Below are 16582 nucleotides of genomic sequence, written 5' to 3'. Positions count from 1 at the left end.
TTGACCAAACCGGGCACACGCGCCACTGCGCCAACGCCCGGGCTGCCGCCTGCAAGTCCACCTTCGAAGCAAACAGTCGCATCAGGGTATGTCTGGGACGATTTTCGACCAGGTGGTCCGGGCACCGTGGGAGATTCAGCTTGCTGAACGAATACAGCCTTTCCGTCGCCCACCCAAGCCACAACCCAATCAGGCGAAAGCATGCATACCGTGCGGCCCCACCAGCATCACTCCTCTGCTGACGCCACCCCCGCCAACAGCACCATCTGCTGGCGCTGTGCCGTATCCAGCAGACGGAAATCCTTCGCCACATTGAAGGTGCGGTTGAATATGGCCACCTCCCGCAGGCATTCATCCACCGCCTTGCCCTGATGCTCGGCAAACCAGCCCAGCACCTCCGCCAGATGCCATAAGCCGGCCTTGCCCGCATGCAGGGGCAACGGAAACGTGGCCACATTATCGCCAATCAGCGAAACCAGATATTCATGACTGCATTTCAGCAAGAACGCCAGCTCTTTCATGCCCACCCAGTCCGGCCCCACCTCAACCAGGCGCCCCTCGGGCAAGGAAGCCACCACATCCCGCAACGCACTGATCACCGCCGCCTTTGCCGTGGGCGCCGGACGAGTAAAGGCCAGCGTCAGCCGTCCTTTCTGCCCCAGCCCCAACAAGGCATCAGCACAGCCACCCTCAAAGAGCCGCTGCTCCAGTACCTCCGCCGGCAGCCCGGTGGGCAACAGATAACGTAGCGTAAATTCATACTCGCCCATGCCACAGCCCCTCCCGACCACCACCCTGCATCGACTGGTCCACGGCGCGACGAATCTGCATGGCATGGCGATGGGCACTCTTGGGCGCCTGCCAGATACACATCACTGAGAACGCCACGTCCCCACTCTCCTTTCCATTCTCCTTGCCATTCTCCAGGCGCCGTAACCGCCCATGCGCGGGGCCCGCCCCCGGCTCCACCCGCCAGCCATTGGCTTGTGCATACAACAGCGCCACTTCCACTTCCCAATCACCGTGCCGGTCTCTGGGCATCACGCACCTCCATTGCATCTATCTCATCCGTTGCGAAGACACAGCCTAATCCGCCCCAACAGCCGGGAGCTGTCAGCCAAAGCCGGCAAACGCTGTAGGAACAACCCCGTGTTTGCCGTGGGCGTCTGCCTGCAGACGAAAGTGTGGCTCGCCCTTACTCCTTCAGGTAACAACCCCCTTGGAGCCCCCCGCTCAACCTGATTAAATGGCCTATTACCCCGACGCCTTCCAACACCAGAAAGCGAGCCATGTTTTTCAGCGACGAGCGCGCCCAATTCTTCAAGCCCCTCACCGGCAAGTACCGCGAACAGGTCATCGAATGCCTGCGCCTGCTGCATGAGCGGCTGTACAGCGCCAAGGCGGACTACGGCGAATCGCTCAAGCGTGATCAGGTGCTGGATGTGTTCAGCGAAGCCCTGGAACGGGCGCCACTGCTGGACGGCGACGAAGACGGCGGCCGCTTTCGCAACAATCGCGAGCAGGCCGGCTGGATTCTCAACCTGCTGGTGGAACACGGCTGGCTGAAGCGGGACAAGGACGAAGCCTCCTTCCAGTCCACCTACCCGTTCAGCCGCACCGGCCGCCTGTTCACCCAGACCCTGGCGGAAGTGGATGGGCGCAGCGTACGCACCCGCCACCGCAACACCCGTAACACCCTCAATGCTCTGGCCGCCTTTGTGGATCGCGGCGAGGTCTACGATCTGCTCGATGCCCACGAACACTCCGAGCGCATCATCGCCGACTTCACCGACATCATCGCCGAGCTGGAAGAACGCAAACGGGAACTGGTGAAGGAAGTGGAAGCGCAACAACTGGTGCAACAGGCCAGCGATCAGTTCTTCGACTTCATGGAAAAACGCTTCCAGCCGGACGTGGCCATCCGCATGTCCGCCGACAGCGTGGAAAAGCATCGCGACCGCATCCACAGCGCCATCGAAAAGATCAAACGCAAACCCAAAGCCTGGAAGGCCAACGCCGAAAAGGAACTGCGCCGCCTGGCCCCGGACCTGATCGTCAGCCAGGACGCTTCGGTACTGTTCCAGCTGCTGGACAGCATCGACACGCGCATGCGCAACGCCTCGGAAATCATGCTGCCGGCCCTGCGCCGCACCCTGCAGGGCTTCACCCGCCGGGCCGATATCATCATCCGCCAGCTCAGCTACCTGCACAGCCAGAAGCACAACGACATCGTCGGCCTGTGCAAGGAACTGTCCGAGCTGGATGAAGCCACTTACAACCAACGACTGCAGCAAGCCGGCGATGCCCTCGCCAGCCTGCACCTGGGCTTTATCGACCCGGCCCAGGTACGCCTGCGCGAACAACGCAGCCAGCGGGTGGTGCACAGCCGCATGGTGGAACTGGACGACCCGGACGCCGCCACCCTGCGCGAGCTGGCCACCCAGCAACTGCTGGAAAAGGCCTTCAACATCAATGGTGGCGCCCTGCGCGATTACCTGCGCGATGCCCTTGGCGCCAGCCGCCGCATCGACAACCGCGACCTGCCCATCAATAACGCCCGCGACCTGCTGGCTCTGAGCCACGTGATCGAACTGGGCAGCGCCGACCACGCCGCCAACGGCTTCCGCCTGCGCATTACCCCCACCGACCCCATCACCGACGAACACTACTTCGTCCGTCGTGATGGTTTCCTGCTGGAACTGGAGCACGATGAGCCAAGCACCGCTACAACACGCCCTGAGTGAAGCCCTCAACGCCCGTGGCGTCACTCAGGCGCAATTCTCGGAACTGATGATCCGCCTGCTGGATCACGGCGTGCTGTGCCGCAGCGAAAGCAAGAAGGAAGCAGAACTCTACGACCGCTACCTGCAAATTCCCGAGCTGGTGGAAGACTACCTGAGCGTGCTGCACATCCGTCTGCACCACGAGCGCCGCTTCACCTCCCTGCGCCTGTTCCCACCCGGTGCCGAAATCCCCGGCGAAGCGGACACCGACGACGGCTTCAACAGCGGCCTGCGCAATCGCCTCAGCCAGCAGGAAGTGGCCCTGATCCTGGTGCTGCGCGCCGAATACGACAAATCCCTGCGCGACGGCCAGATCGACGAACACGGCCAGGCCACCCTGCCCCTGGAAGCCATCAACCTGGCCAGCAAGAACCTGCTCGGCCGCCCGCTCCCGGAAGGCCGCACCGAACGCGACGCCCTGTTTCGCCGCATGCGCCAACTGCGCCTGATCCGCAGCGACGGTGACAACAGCCTGGAAGACAACGAAACCTGGCTCACCATCCGCCCGGACATCACCAGCCTGGTCACCGACACCGTCCTCTCACAACTGCTAGGCGAAGACAACAAACCCGCCAGCAACGACGACGCCGAAGAACCCCCGGAGGAGGACCAGCAATGATCCAGTCCTACACTCTCCGTAGGAGCCTGCCTGCAGGCGATCCTTTGATTTTGCCCAAATGCAGAACCCTCACCCCTGGGAACTCTCTTCGCCCTGGAGAAACCCCATGTGGGAGCTTGCCTGCAAGCGATTCCTCCCCCCATCGCCAGCAGGCCAGCTCCCACATTGAAACCACCCAACACCTCCCCGTAGGAGCGGCGCTCGAGCCGCGAAGGGGATTGCGAAGGTGGTGCAGTGCGCTTCGCGGCTCGAGCGACGCTCCTACAAAAAAACCGACCAACAGTGGGAGCTCTCTGTGCCCTTGCGGTATGCCTGCAAGCGATTCTCCCCCCCATCGCCAGCAGGCTAGCTCCCACACAAAACCAAACAACCCAACAACGCACCCCACACTCATTCTGACTGTGGGAGCTTGCTTGCAAGCGAATAACGCCCAATTCGCGTGCAAGCACGCTCCCACAAAAAATCGCAAACAGGTCCACCCATGTTTTTAAAACGCTCCATCACCGTCAACTGGGGCAACCTGCCCCCCGGCGAACTGGAATACGGCCCGGTGAACCTGTTCTCCGGCGGCAACGGCTCCGGCAAGACCACCGCCGCCGACGCCCTGCAAACCCTGATGACCGCCGCCCACGACAACCTGTTCAACTACAACCCGGGGCAGGACGAAACCACCCAGCGCGGCCGTGGCGGCAAACAGGTGCGCACCCTGGCCTCCTACGTGCTCGGCTGTGACGACGGCGCCTACGCCCGCCCGTACGACAGCGATGGCTACATCGCCGGCGTCTTCCACCCCACCAAGGGCGAAACCGCCGAACCCTTCACCGCCGTCATCGGCGTGCGCGCCCATCTGGACAAGGCCGGCAGCACCAGCCAGGCCCGGCAGCAGGAACTGCTGTTGATGATCGTTCCCGGCGAGATGCTCTGCGAATCGCACTTCGTTCATGAATCTGGCGGTGCAAAACATGCCGTGCCGATCACCCACATCGCCAACCAGCTGCGCCAGCAGTTCGGCAAAAAGAACGTGGAAACCTACGACAAAAAGGGCCAGTACCTGGCGCGCCTGTACGGCGCCCTGCGCGGCAAACGCGACGCAGTTTCCCAACAGGAAGCCAAGAACGCCGCCCGCACCTTCGCCCGTTTCATGGCCTACAAACCGGTGGAATCCATCAACCAGTTTGTCGCCAGCGAAGTGCTCGAACCCCACGACATGGGCGACACCCTGCGCCGCATCCGCGACCTCATGCGCACCGTCCACGGCATGGCGGAAGAAGCGGAACAGCTGCAGCAGAACGTGAACCTGCTCGCCCAGGCACAAAGCCACACCGACACCTACCTGGACACCTGGCTGGAACGCACCACCCAGGCCTACGGCGCCGCCGCACAACAATTCCAGCGCAACCAGAAACAGTATCTGGAAAAGAAAGAAGAACAGAACACCCTGCGCCAGCAGCAGGAAGGCAACCGCGAAGAAGCCGAACAGGTACAGCAGCGCCTCGACCAGGCCCACGCGGAACTGGTGGAACTGCAAGCGCGCATCCTCGGCATCCCCGCCCTGCGTGACAAACAACAGCTGGAAAAACAACTGGCCGACCTGACCCAGCAACTCCAGCATGGCGCCCGCCCGCTGCTGGAACAGGATCAGCAGCGCAACAAAAACCTGGAAGCCCTGCGCAACATCCAGAGCCTACTGGCCCGCCACAGCATCGAACTGGAACTGCCCAGCTTCGCCAGCAAACACTGGCGCAGCACCAGCAAGGCGCTGCTCGCCGAACAGAGCAACGCCCTGCCGGACCTGAACCAGATGCTGGCCCGGGACTGGATCGACCTGTCCCCGCTGGAAGACGGCCTCACCCGGGTGCGCAGCGAACAGCAGCTGCACAATCAGCTAGCCGAACAACTGCACAGCGAACGGGAAGACAAACCCGGCCAGGAAGCACTCTCCGTCGCCCAGCGACTGGACCGCATCGTCAACAAACGCGGCCAGGCCCTGGAAACCCTCGACCAGCAACAAAAGAAAATCGAACAACAGATCCGCAACCTGGAATCCAAACGGGTGAACTACCCGCAGGATGTAGAGATCGCCATTCAGGCCATCAAACAGGAATGCCCCCAGGCAGAACCCCGCGTGCTGTGCGATCACGTGGAAGTGCAGGACCCGGACTGGCAGATGGCCATCGAAGGCTACATTGGCGGAGCCCGCTTCGGCATTCTGGTGGAACCCAACCATGAAGCCGAAGCCATCCGCATCGTCCGCCGCCTCAGCGGCAAACAACGCAACCGCGCCCGCGTGATTCAGGGCGAACAGGCCCGCCGCGATGCAGAACGGGTGCAGCTGCCCGACGACTCCCTGTTCCACGCCCTGCGCTTCAGCCACCGCACCGCCGAGCACTACCTGAAAGCCTCCTATGGCAGCGTGGTGTGCGTGGAAGACGCCGAAGCCTTGCGCCGCACCCGGCGCGGCATCACCGCCGATGGTCTGGGCTCAGGCGGTTACGCCATGTTCCGCTGCGACCTGCCGGACAGCGATCTGGTATTCGGCGAAGCCGCCCGCGAACGCAACCTGCACGCCCAACGCAACGCGCTCATGGAACTGCAGGAAAACTACCAGCGCGCCGCCGACGATTATCAGGCCGTGCGCCAACTGCACACCCAGGTCAAAACCTTCCAGCCCCTGCACTGGGTCAACGCGGCAACGCAATTGCTCGACGCCCAGCGTCAGCTACAGGAAACCGAAAAAGCCCTGGCCACCCTGGACCTGAGCGATCACGAAGAGCTGGAAGAAAAACAGCAACAGGCCAAGACCCTGCATCAGGAACTGGAAGCCAAACAGAAGCAGCTCACCGAAGAGAACGGCAAGCTCAGCGAAAAACTCAGCGCCTGCAGCAAAACCATCACCACCCTGGCCGACCAGAGCGAACGCTTTCAGGAAGCCCAGGAAGAAGCCGAAGCCAACCTGCATGGCTGCATTAAATACTGGCCCGGCCTCGATGTGGAACCGCGCATCGAAGCCATGGATGAGCGGCTGCAAAACGCCCACGGCGACATCGACTTTATTGCCGAAGAAGAAGCGCTCACCGGGCAGCTCAACAGAACCTTCATCGCACTGGAAAAAACCCTGGACCAGTACAACAAACAGGCCCAGCCCGCCGATCAGGTTCTGACAGACACGCCTGAAACTTTTAACAGCGCTCCGTTCTTCGGCCACATCCAGAGTCTCCACCAGCAACTGGACAACCTGCACAACCGCCTGCGCAACAACGTGCTGCTGGAAAAGCAGGAAAAACTCACCAGCCTGCGCGACACCTTCAACACCACCTTCGTCAGCGACCTGTGCAGTCAGATCCATCAGGCCATCAACGACGGCGAGCGCATCCTCAAGAGCCTCAACAGCGAACTGGAACACCACCAGTTCGGTGCCGACCGAGAGCGTTTTGAATTCGACTGGCAGTGGATACCGGAGTACAAGGAATACTGGAACTTCTTCAAGGAAGTCATCGATATACCCAACCTGGGCGACGGCACCAGCCTGTTCGACACCCCTCTTTCAGCCAAGGCCGAAGCGGTGCGCGACCGCCTGCTCAACCTGCTGCTGGACGGCGACGAACAACAGGCCCTGCGCGAACTGGAACGCATCAGCGACTACCGCCGCTACCGCCAGTACGACATCCTCAAACACCCGCAAGGCAAACAGCCCATCAGCCTCAGCCAGTACGGCACCGGCTCCGGCGGGCAGCTGGAAACCCCGGCCTACATCATCCGTGCCGCCGCCATCACCAGCGCCTTCCGCTTCAACGAAGGCGACAGCCACCTGCGCATGGTCATCGTCGACGAAGCCTTCATGCACATGGACGAAAGCCGCTCCAAGAGCGTCATCAACTACCTCACCAACACCCTGGGGCTACAACTCATCTTCATCATGCCCACCAGCAAAGCCGGCCCCTTCCTGGACCTGATCAGCAACCAGTTCGTATTCAGCAAAGTCCCCAGCCCCATGGCCGTGGGCGAACTCAACACCCGGGTACTGGTAGATAGACAACAACTCAACCAGGAACGCATCAGCGAACTGTGGGAACAACACAGAAGAGTGATACGCCAGCAGGGAGCGCTGGACTTTATGGATGAGATCAGCCCATGACCACGCCCATCTGGCTCAAGGACGAGCCCTGGCTGGCCAAGTGGCTAGGCTGGTTTCTGGACAAGCTGGATAACCGTGATGGCGAACCATCGCAGCGCGCCATCACCCGCCGCATCAAGAAAAGCACCCTGCCAGCACTCTACGACTTCAACGAAGACACCCAAGGCCGCTGGCAACTGCTGCAACAAATCGCCCGCGACCACGGTATCTTCGAGATTGTTCTCGACAAAAAACGCAGCGCGTTTCAGGAACCCTACGAAAACGCCCAGTGCCGCCTGAATCCAGCCTGCGAACCGCTATTAAGAGAGTGGCTGAACCGCCCCAAGCGAGACCCGGTGGTAGAGGCATGGCTACAGGCCATCAACCAACACACCACCACTTTCACCGACAACGGCGAAGCCCTGCTGAATCAAAAACCACAGATTCCCGGCCTCACCCCGGCAGAGATCGTCAGTGCCTTCGCCAACGTGGAGGCGTACCTGAACCAAAACCTGACACTCAGAGAAATCGCCGCCCGCTGCTTCAACGGCGACTCAAAGACGCTGGATAACCGTTTTGACCTGCTGCTCAAACTCTACGGCGACAACGCCAACGGTATCAAACCCCGGCCACTGCTCCTTACCGCCTGGGCGCCACCCGGCTTCAGCAAACTGCTTATCGTAGAAAACCAGGACAGCTTCCTGCGCCTGGTAGAAAACCCACCCGAAGACTACGCCCTGCTCTACAGCGGCGGCTTCCGCGCCAGCGCCACCCGCCTGAGCAGCGAACACACCCGCTTCGCCTTCCTCCCCGGCAGCGCCCCCGGACTGTTCCAACAGCACTGGCTCAGCGAAGATCTGCCCTGCTATTTTTGGGGTGACCTGGACTTTGCAGGCATGGGAATATTGAAAGCATTAAGAAACAGCCTGCCCAACCTGCAAGCCTGGCAACCGGGCTATCAACCCATGCTGGAACTCCTCAACACCGGCGGCGGCCACACCCCACAACAAACCGGCAAAACCGCCCAAACCGACCCCGGCACCACCGGCTGCCCCTACACCGACACCACCCTGCTCCCCGCCCTCAGACAAACCAACAACGCCCTGGACCAGGAAGCCATTCACATCCCGTAGGGCGGAAATTGGCGTGCGCCAATCTCCGCCAACCGCAGGAGCCTCTCTTGTTGGACGAACCACTCATCACGGAAATGTTTTGTAGGAGCGGTGGTTCCACCGCGATCCGAGCCCCAGCGAGGCCAAAACCCATGGCGCCGGAATCACCGCTCCCACAAATAATCACCCCTCGATCAAACCACCAACGCACTTCTCGAAAATGGCCCGCAACCCCGAAGCATCAACTGCCAACGCAGAAAGAATATTCGCCTCAAGCCACTCGTCTTCATCCACCCCGCTCCAGCTGATTTCATAACCCGCATTCACAATGATGAATTCAAACAACAGACGCAGTGCCCGACCATTACCCTCCCGAAACGGATGCACCATGTTGAGCTCACCGTAAAGCTCAGAAAGCGCATCAATAAACACATGACGAGGCAAACCTTCGAACCAGCCCTTATCCTCCAGCTGTTCAAACAGTTTCTCAGCTTCAGGAACAATGCGTTGGGTCGTACAGAAACGCGTATCCCCCTTGGAGACATCTACGGTACGGATATCTCCGGCCCAGTCATAAATATCGGCAAATAACTGTCGGTGGATACGTTGGAGGGTAGCAAGATCGTAGGGAGGGGGTTCAAACTCGATGTCTTCAGCGGCAAGCTCGGTGATTTCCCGCTCTGCCTCAGAAAGGGCTTCGTCATCTTCAATGTTGAGGCGGTTTTTCAGCACCTCAGTATCGGGGTAACAGTAACTGTCCTGGCCCACCCCGTATTTATCCATCTCAGGCTTTCGTTTTCACCTGACGTGTATGAGCAATCACTGCGGCCTCGCGGGAAGCATGCTTCTTCACAGCCCCATCCTTCTGCACCACAAAGCCCTCCAGGCGCAGGCTCGCCGAATAGTTGGCTTTCCGCACCTTGGCAAAGTAGGCCTTTTTGGCCTGAACAGAAGGAGACGACATGACACACCCATTAGCAGGTAAATGTCTGTTTATTATAACAAATGGCAAGAAATCTGGCCAGATTTTAACCACCCCCTATGCCTCAGCCCACAACACCTGAAGGAACCCTCTGCGCCCTTTCGGGTATGCCCGCAGGCGAAACCAGCCCAACCAACACACCATCGCCAGCAGGCTAGCAACTAAAGCGTGGAACCACTAAGCACCCAATAACAGTCCAGCAGCCCTGCATAAAATCCAACCACACGACATCATACATCACATATGCGATCTTGTGTGTGATTTATGTGCAGCAGATACTCCGCTCATCAACTCACTAGGACAGGGGAAAACAATGGCCAGGGACATCGAACTCGACACAACCATCCTCAAAGAAACACGGGGCAGCCTATCTCAGGAAGCGGTTGCAGAAAATGTAGGGATCTCTCGTAGGGCCTATAATCAACTCGAGAAACGGGGAACGTGTCTTAAGACAACCGCAGAGAAGATAGCTAAGTTTCTGGGCGTTACGGTGAAGCACCTGCAGGGGTTGGAAAGAGCGGAATTGTTCTCACCTTTCTTTTGTGAAGTGCAGCACCCGGGTATCGACGAAGGCAAACCTCAGCGACACCTTTTCAACAAGGACTACGAAGTCGTTCCCTTCATTAAGGATTACATTGACTGCGAGCGCCCCTTTCCAGTCAAGGACATGACTGGGGGCGGCCTACCAGAGTTTCCTACCGGCCCCATCCCCTCTTGGTCTATTTCGCCAGACAGTAAAGAAGGCGCTCTCCAAATCCCTATCCGCAACAGTGGCGAACAATTCGTAGAGTTTGTGCTGAAAGAGCTTCATTACAGTCAGGCCACTGGTTATGTCTGGCGGCCCATGACGCAATGGCCGAAGCACGCATTGGGGCGAGACATCCGAAGAATCTTGTCCAGTTTCTACCCCGAGTTTTATGACAACGGCAAACACATCGGTGAGCAAACCCAATTCATGGTAAGCCTTAGGGTATATGAAGAAGTTGGTCCCGCTAAAACCGTGTTTCTTCAGGACGAAACCCTGGTTCTTTGGTTCATTGTTTCCCTTTGCCGAAACATGCCTGAGTGCACAGTAAACGCTTTCTCCACTGAGGGCGGAATTTCATTAGACCTGATGCTGAAACAACCTTTCTGCAATGCGCATATTTCTATCACTCGTGTCCATACCGATGATCTTTCCATCGCCCCATTCCCGAGCTCTTGGGGCCATCGCATTGCCGTAGCCCTTGAGCTCAAAGATAAACCGCTATTTAGAAAGATCGGATCATCAGAAAACAAAGGGCTACCGAAACTAAGCGAACTAATGGACTGCATCGAAGAGGTAAAAGAAGTATACGAGCACCGACGCCAGAATCTGAAAGCCGCTGAATGTCGCGAGTCATAAAGCGGCCTATTTTCTAAGTCTATCTGAATGAGCTGTTCATAATTTTGATTGAACTCTCGATGAAATAAGGAAATCACTATGGAAATCAAATTCATTGGACCGTTGGGAAAAGTAACGGGATCCTGCACCTGGATGCGTGACAATGAGAAAGGCTGGAGCTTCTTAATCGACTGCGGAATGCAGCAGGGTGAAATTACTGCGGATCAGTGGAATCACCAAGAGTGGCCATTCGACCCGGCTGAGATTCAATTTATTGTGCTCACTCACGCACATATGGACCACAGCGGGCTCATCCCTTCACTCTACGAATCTGGTTTTTCTGGAAAGGTTTACTGCACCGAAGAAACAGCGGAAATCGCCAAGATTCAGTATCAAAATTCAATGCATTTGAGCCCTGATTTATTCAATCAGGAAAATATAGACAGAATTGAATGGTGTCATTTTAAAAAAGAACCTCTTCTGGGGGGCTACCACCCCGTAGACCAAGACCTTTTTGTCCAGTATCAGAGAAGCGGCCATATACTTGGCGCGGTATCGGTCAGCATTCACTGGGGAAGGCCGATGTCACCAGAACAAAGAAGCATCGTTTTTTCAGGCGATATTGGACCTCAGCCTCAAGATAATGAAGTACTACCTGCCATTCGCCATACAATGAATCCAGGCCATCATAATTATGCCGTCATGGAATCCACTTATGGATCCACAAACCGCAGCTCCTCAGATAAAGCTCCAAGCATTCGTAGAGACCATCTAAAGTCTCTCATTGACAATATCCTCCACTCTCAGGGAACACTCCTCATTCCCGCTTTCGCTCTAGGACGAAGCCAGGATGTCCTGTTCGACTTGCATGCCATCGTTGCTGAAGATCCTGGACGCTATGAGCAAGTCGACTTTTACTATGACTTCCCGCTCGGTCGTGAAATTCTGGATGAAACACGCAGATTCTGGTCGAAAACGGAGAGCAATCCCAAGAAGACGAGGCCTATGTGGCTCGGCAAACAAGTGTTCGACCTTTTGGGACTTACCAACAACCACCCGGACCATCTTAAGGAGGCAGTAAAGGCCATGGATGCCATCAGCCTCTATAAAGACAACAGTAAGTGGGAGGGGTTGCTGGAAGGCAACCAGATTGCCCACAACTGGAAGCCCATTATATCCCGGAGAATTCCCTCGCGGGAGGAAGCAGCCTCCTCTAACCGTCCGACCGTCATCGTAACAGGGTCCGGAAACGGTGACGCTGGTCGCGCTGCTTACTGGCTTCCGATGTTGTTAACTAACAAAAACAACATTGTGGCAACGACGGGATTTTGCGGAGCAAACACCATTTGCGGGAAGCTTTTATCCATTCGGGGCCTTCCAATCCCTGACAGGAGAATGAACAGCAACATAATCCATTGGCCGAATAGCAAGCAAAGCATCGCTATCGCCGATATCATGGCGAACATCGAGGAAATCAAAGGTTATTCAGCCCACGGAGACCAGGAAGATCTTTTGAATTGGGTGCTATGCAATGCAAAAAAGGGCTACTTGCCCGCCGGAGACACCATTTTTCTTCAACACGGAGATGACAGAAACAGGTATGCGTTGAGAGATGCTCTTTTCTCGAAATCAGCAGAGCTTGGCATGGACTTGGACATACAGCTACCCGGAGAGGAATCCGGTTGGATATCACTAGAACCAGAGGCAAATAACTACGAAGACGAAGATCTCGAACAATTATTAGCTATCTTTAAGCAACGACCTGATTTGAAAAAACATATCGAAAATCAAGCCGAGTAATTCAAGCAATATCGGGCAGACTCATTCTGAAAAATAAGGAAAAAGGCTCTTCAGAATGTGTCTGCCACATCGAGCCTGATTAAACCAGTCATATGTGCAAATATCAGCTAACCTCTCTTGCGACCACAGAATCAATCATTGATACTTTGTCTAAACTCCACCAATTCTCCACCAGAAAGCATCTGAGTCAAACCATCGTTTGCCAGGTCCAACCATCGCTGCTTCAATCCCTCCACGGAGTTCACACCATGGAACGCTCTGGACATCGGCTTTCTTATCATGATTGGATGATATCGGTTTTGTGTTTTTGCGAATTGCCAATCGGCCAGGGATCCCAGCCTATTCATCAGTGTCTGAAACTGTGCCGAATCATAGAACCCACTATCGCGGCCCCATTTAGTATCGACATCAAGAATGATCGCAAAGTCGCCCGCTTCTTCACTCGCCTCTAAGCCATGATCCCAGCCATAGAAGTAAACGCCGGCGAACAGGCTGGGCCGCCAGGGCTTAAGCCAGTTAATACCATACCTTCCTTCGACAAACCCAGGGCTGCGCTTGCCACGTAGAAAACACACATGCTCTGACTCCGAGAACCCGTCATAAACCCAATCCCAATTCTCATGTATGACTTCGTTGTGAAGCCCTTTAAGAATCGAGTAAAGGTCATGGTCACCCCAGGAAACGACACTATTTAATGATTGTTCCGAAGACTGAAATCGATCAAAATTTGTAACCCTTTTCTCATCATCCCCACCGCTGAGCACATCGACGCCTTCCTCAGTCACTTCGCTATTCAAAAATACATTTACGCGATTTCCTGAAGAGTCAACATCAAAGCAGATGGTGGTTCTCTGTATGGTTTCTGTCTTTATCTTCGGCGCCGAAAACCAAATGATGCCACCCTCTCCTTCTTCTCTTTGATAGGGGGACACCTCTACAACAGAGACTGAAAAGTCAGTTGCATCACTTTGACTAATCGACTTTATCCATGCCGACAATCCATCCGGGGCGCGGTCGCAGGCAATGATGTAATGAAGCTGCCCATACTTTAATTGGCGGGCCAATCTTGCCGCCAAGGCACTAGCATTTCGACAGTCAGAGAAAACCTCTCCAACTAACTCCTCGAAGGACAATGCACCCGATCCGGGGCCTCTGAAAAGTCTAACCTGGTCTGGCTCAGGCAGAGTCGTAATTGTGGCGCCATAATCAAGAATTTGGGAAACCACCTTTCTTCCCGCAAGCTCAGGGTTTGAGTATCGCTTTACCTCAACCACCCCGACATGCCCGGAATCTGTCAAAAACAAAATATCCGGGTATTTTTGAGCACCGGTAATATCCTTAGCACTCGCCTGTCGAACAACATGAACATTCTTGGCGAATACCCCCACGTCCTCAAGGCACAGCAAATCCCAATGCTCAGCCAATACGGCCTCAAGGTGCTCTTCCTTTTTCTCTACCTCGATGAGGTTCTTTCTTACCCAAGAAGTAACTTCACCTGATGGTGATGTCTGAATCAAACGATCTCGCATCCCTGCCTCCAAATAATTTTAATTTATTATGTTATGAAGATTCATATTTCAAAGCAGCCGCAAGCATGACATGCTGATGAAGTGAACAATCTTGTTGACCCAGACCACCCAATAATGAAAAGTCGGGTTTCATCTCCTATCACTTCCACCGATTCGATAACTCTTTTTTTAAACCCCAAACCACTCACTCATCACCCCATAACCAAACACATAAGCCAGCTTCCTCGCCCGGGTAAGACTCACATAAACCAGTGCCCGCTCTTCATTCTCCAACTGTCTTCGTGTGACAACATCAGCAGCTGAATTGACCACGAAATCCAGGGGAACCAATCCCTTGTTAGCAGAGGCAAGGAAAACCGCATCGAACTCGAGCCCCTTGACCCTGTGCATGGTCGCCAGATTGATCGAGCCTTCAGGAGTGCTTGAGCTTCGTCCGTCAAGGGTGTGACAAAGCTGGTTCTTGCCTTCAAGAGCACCCTGCAAACTGCCGAGCTCTTTACGTGTACGGGCAATAACGCAACAAGCTTCCGGAGCGAGACTGTGCTCCTTGATCGCTTCCAGAATCGCGCTAACCTGCTGATCAATGGAATCAAAGCACTGAACCACCGGGGCAGGACCGTGCATCAGGGAATGGTAGAAGCGGTGGGTGTCTTCCCCACCATCCAGGTCATCTACCTCTACATTCTCAAGAATACTGACTGCCAGCTTTCGGGTTTCATCGGTTGTGCGGTAATTCACTTTCAGCCTTGCACTGCGGCCCCGGATATCAATGCCACACTGCCCCAGCACCACCTTGTTCTTGCCATAGATACGTTGATGGCCGTCGCCGACGATGAAGATATCGTTTGCCCCTTTCGGCACTAATGCACGAAGCAGCAGGAATGCCTGGGTGCCCATATCCTGGGCTTCATCGACAACAACAGAGCAGATATTCGGACGGAGATCCGGGTTTGCCTCCAGCAACTCGCGAGCATCGCGATAGGCATCATCCGTTTCCTTTAGGTGGTTGCTGGCTAGCAGATGACGGAATCGCTCAAAAACCGGCCAGATCTCGATCCGCTGCTTGCGATTTAATCGTGTCCCCCGGCCAATACGTGATGCTTTCTTGTACTCATCCACACTGGATATGGATTGGGGCTGTATTACCCTGGCCCATTCCTCCTGAAAGAAGGCCATACTCAGATCGATACCGGCGGGCTTTTCTGAATAGGCCTGGGTCCAGAGCTGCCGTTCCTGCCGGCTGTCCATCAGCAGGCCATAGTCATAGCCGCGCTTCTTCAGGAACCCCATCACCCAGGCATCAAGATTCATGACCTCGATCTGCTCCAGCTCCTCCTGGCTGCAAATCTTGTTCAGGTTCTGTTGAATATCCGTGGCCAGATTGCGTGTAAAAGTGGTGAAGAGGATCTTCGACCCTGCAGACGCCACATGGTCTGCCAGCCATTTAGCCCTGTGCATGGCGACCACGGTTTTACCGGTACCCGCGCCGCCCAGCACCCGCACGGCACCATTCTTCTTGCCTTCAACCAATCGACGCTGAGCCGGATGCAGAAAAACACGCCATTTCTCAATTGACTGATTCAATACTGCTTTGAGTTCTTCTTCATTTTCGGCAACGGCAAAATGCGCCTGCGTTTCCGGGCGAGCCAATGCAGCCATGAAGTCATTGGTATCAACATCCTGTGGGGCCGCCGGAACCACTTCATTATACGCTTCTTCAAAGCTGGCTCCCGCCATCAGCAGAAAGAGCCCCTCATAGGCATCTTCTGGAAGCTGCTCGTTTACCTTGGCCGATTCCAGATGCGCCTCGATTTTCATCTCCCGCACCAATGGCAACGCATCCTCAGGGACACCAAGCTGCAATAGCTGTCGGTCCCGGATGGCATCGAACAGGCCCGGTCGATCCGGCATTCCTTTCTCGACATCGGCTTGCTTGACTGCGTTTTCCTCTGCCGTATAGACCTGCAGGGTCCCGGTATTCGGATTGATCTCCACCTTTCGCTTGGATGCCCAGTTATAGGCATCATCGTGATGATCCACATACAGCATCAGGTAGAGATCTTCCTTTTCTGCCGAGGCGAGAATGATACGCACGTCCTGATTAACTCTGATGGAACGCAGCTTGTCATCCCGGAATGCGGCCAGCTTTTCGTAATGCAAACCACCATGCCAGGGATCATTCTGAAAAAGCATGACGGCCTTGTTGGCCTGGCTCTGCTCGTTCGGGGTCAACTTGGACAGGCTGTTAAAATATTTATCGGAAAATGCAACGCTTGCCAT

The 16582-nt window shown here is 55.9% G+C and carries 12 protein-coding genes; 6 read left to right on the top strand and 6 right to left on the bottom strand.

Features of this window, described 5'->3' with window-relative positions:
- Positions 1–227: 227 nt before the first annotated feature.
- Positions 228–770, bottom strand: a complete 543-nt coding sequence (locus tag HF945_RS16715; protein ID WP_290523692.1) for a DNA-binding protein — start codon at positions 768–770, stop codon at positions 228–230.
- Positions 757–1041: a hypothetical protein gene (locus tag HF945_RS16710; RefSeq protein ID WP_290523691.1), complete on the bottom strand. Its 285-nt coding sequence runs from the start codon at positions 1039–1041 to the stop codon at positions 757–759. The genes HF945_RS16715 and HF945_RS16710 overlap by 14 nt, the downstream gene beginning before the upstream one ends.
- Positions 1042–1289: 248 nt before the next feature.
- Between HF945_RS16710 and HF945_RS16705 the strand changes: the two genes are divergently transcribed.
- The 4 genes from HF945_RS16705 to HF945_RS16690 all read left to right on the top strand — a co-directional run bounded on the left by HF945_RS16705 (position 1290) and on the right by HF945_RS16690 (position 8649).
- Positions 1290–2744, top strand: a complete 1455-nt coding sequence (locus tag HF945_RS16705) for a Wadjet anti-phage system protein JetA family protein (protein WP_290523690.1) — start codon at positions 1290–1292, stop codon at positions 2742–2744.
- The gene (locus tag HF945_RS16700) at positions 2710–3402 is read left to right on the top strand and encodes a DUF4194 domain-containing protein (RefSeq protein WP_290523689.1); all 693 of its coding nucleotides are present in this window, start codon (positions 2710–2712) and stop codon (positions 3400–3402) included. The genes HF945_RS16705 and HF945_RS16700 overlap by 35 nt, the downstream gene beginning before the upstream one ends.
- 481 nt (positions 3403–3883) lie before the next feature.
- A complete protein-coding gene (locus tag HF945_RS16695) occupies positions 3884–7537 on the top strand; it encodes an SbcC/MukB-like Walker B domain-containing protein (RefSeq protein ID WP_290523688.1) in 3654 nt (1217 codons plus the stop codon).
- Complete coding sequence (locus tag HF945_RS16690; RefSeq protein ID WP_290523687.1) at positions 7534–8649, top strand: Wadjet anti-phage system protein JetD domain-containing protein; 1116 nt, start codon at positions 7534–7536, stop codon at positions 8647–8649. The genes HF945_RS16695 and HF945_RS16690 overlap by 4 nt, the downstream gene beginning before the upstream one ends.
- Positions 8650–8811: 162 nt before the next feature.
- Here HF945_RS16690 and HF945_RS16685 read toward each other — a convergent pair whose 3' ends face one another.
- A complete protein-coding gene (locus HF945_RS16685) occupies positions 8812–9396 on the bottom strand; it encodes a putative adenosine monophosphate-protein transferase Fic (protein WP_290523686.1) in 585 nt (194 codons plus the stop codon).
- A gap of 16 nt (positions 9397–9412) precedes the next feature.
- Entirely contained in the window at positions 9413–9592 is a 180-nt protein-coding gene (locus HF945_RS16680) for a YhfG family protein (protein WP_102790534.1), read from the bottom strand.
- Positions 9593–9923: 331 nt separating this feature from the next.
- Between HF945_RS16680 and HF945_RS16675 the strand changes: the two genes are divergently transcribed.
- Positions 9924–10994 carry a helix-turn-helix transcriptional regulator gene (locus HF945_RS16675; protein ID WP_290523685.1) on the top strand — a complete coding sequence of 357 codons (1071 nt, stop codon included), beginning with the start codon at positions 9924–9926 and terminating at the stop codon, positions 10992–10994.
- A 78-nt stretch (positions 10995–11072) separates the two neighbouring features.
- The gene (locus tag HF945_RS16670) at positions 11073–12773 is read left to right on the top strand and encodes an MBL fold metallo-hydrolase (RefSeq protein WP_290523684.1); all 1701 of its coding nucleotides are present in this window, start codon (positions 11073–11075) and stop codon (positions 12771–12773) included.
- Between the two features lie 131 nt (positions 12774–12904).
- Here HF945_RS16670 and HF945_RS16665 read toward each other — a convergent pair whose 3' ends face one another.
- Both HF945_RS16665 and HF945_RS16660 read right to left on the bottom strand, forming a co-directional pair.
- Positions 12905–14302, bottom strand: coding sequence for a hypothetical protein (locus tag HF945_RS16665; protein WP_290523683.1), 1398 nt, complete (start codon positions 14300–14302; stop codon positions 12905–12907).
- A 168-nt stretch (positions 14303–14470) separates the two neighbouring features.
- The gene (locus tag HF945_RS16660) at positions 14471–16582 is read right to left on the bottom strand and encodes a UvrD-helicase domain-containing protein (RefSeq protein WP_290523682.1); all 2112 of its coding nucleotides are present in this window, start codon (positions 16580–16582) and stop codon (positions 14471–14473) included.

The organism is Alcanivorax sp. (assembly GCF_017794965.1).
GTDB lineage: Bacteria > Pseudomonadota > Gammaproteobacteria > Pseudomonadales > Alcanivoracaceae > Alcanivorax.
This window is presented reverse-complemented; position numbering and strand designations above follow the sequence as displayed.

Coding starts and splice junctions, on each gene's coding strand:
- HF945_RS16665 (WP_290523683.1), bottom strand. CDS start 14,302: ATGCGAGATCGTTTGATTCAGACATCACCATCAGGTGAAGTTACTTCT.
- HF945_RS16660 (WP_290523682.1), bottom strand. CDS start 16,582: ATGGCAAGCGTTGCATTTTCCGATAAATATTTTAACAGCCTGTCCAAG.
- HF945_RS16705 (WP_290523690.1), top strand. CDS start 1,290: ATGTTTTTCAGCGACGAGCGCGCCCAATTCTTCAAGCCCCTCACCGGC.
- HF945_RS16680 (WP_102790534.1), bottom strand. CDS start 9,592: ATGTCGTCTCCTTCTGTTCAGGCCAAAAAGGCCTACTTTGCCAAGGTG.
- HF945_RS16675 (WP_290523685.1), top strand. CDS start 9,924: ATGGCCAGGGACATCGAACTCGACACAACCATCCTCAAAGAAACACGG.
- HF945_RS16695 (WP_290523688.1), top strand. CDS start 3,884: ATGTTTTTAAAACGCTCCATCACCGTCAACTGGGGCAACCTGCCCCCC.
- HF945_RS16690 (WP_290523687.1), top strand. CDS start 7,534: ATGACCACGCCCATCTGGCTCAAGGACGAGCCCTGGCTGGCCAAGTGG.
- HF945_RS16715 (WP_290523692.1), bottom strand. CDS start 770: ATGGGCGAGTATGAATTTACGCTACGTTATCTGTTGCCCACCGGGCTG.
- HF945_RS16710 (WP_290523691.1), bottom strand. CDS start 1,041: ATGCCCAGAGACCGGCACGGTGATTGGGAAGTGGAAGTGGCGCTGTTG.
- HF945_RS16700 (WP_290523689.1), top strand. CDS start 2,710: ATGAGCCAAGCACCGCTACAACACGCCCTGAGTGAAGCCCTCAACGCC.
- HF945_RS16670 (WP_290523684.1), top strand. CDS start 11,073: ATGGAAATCAAATTCATTGGACCGTTGGGAAAAGTAACGGGATCCTGC.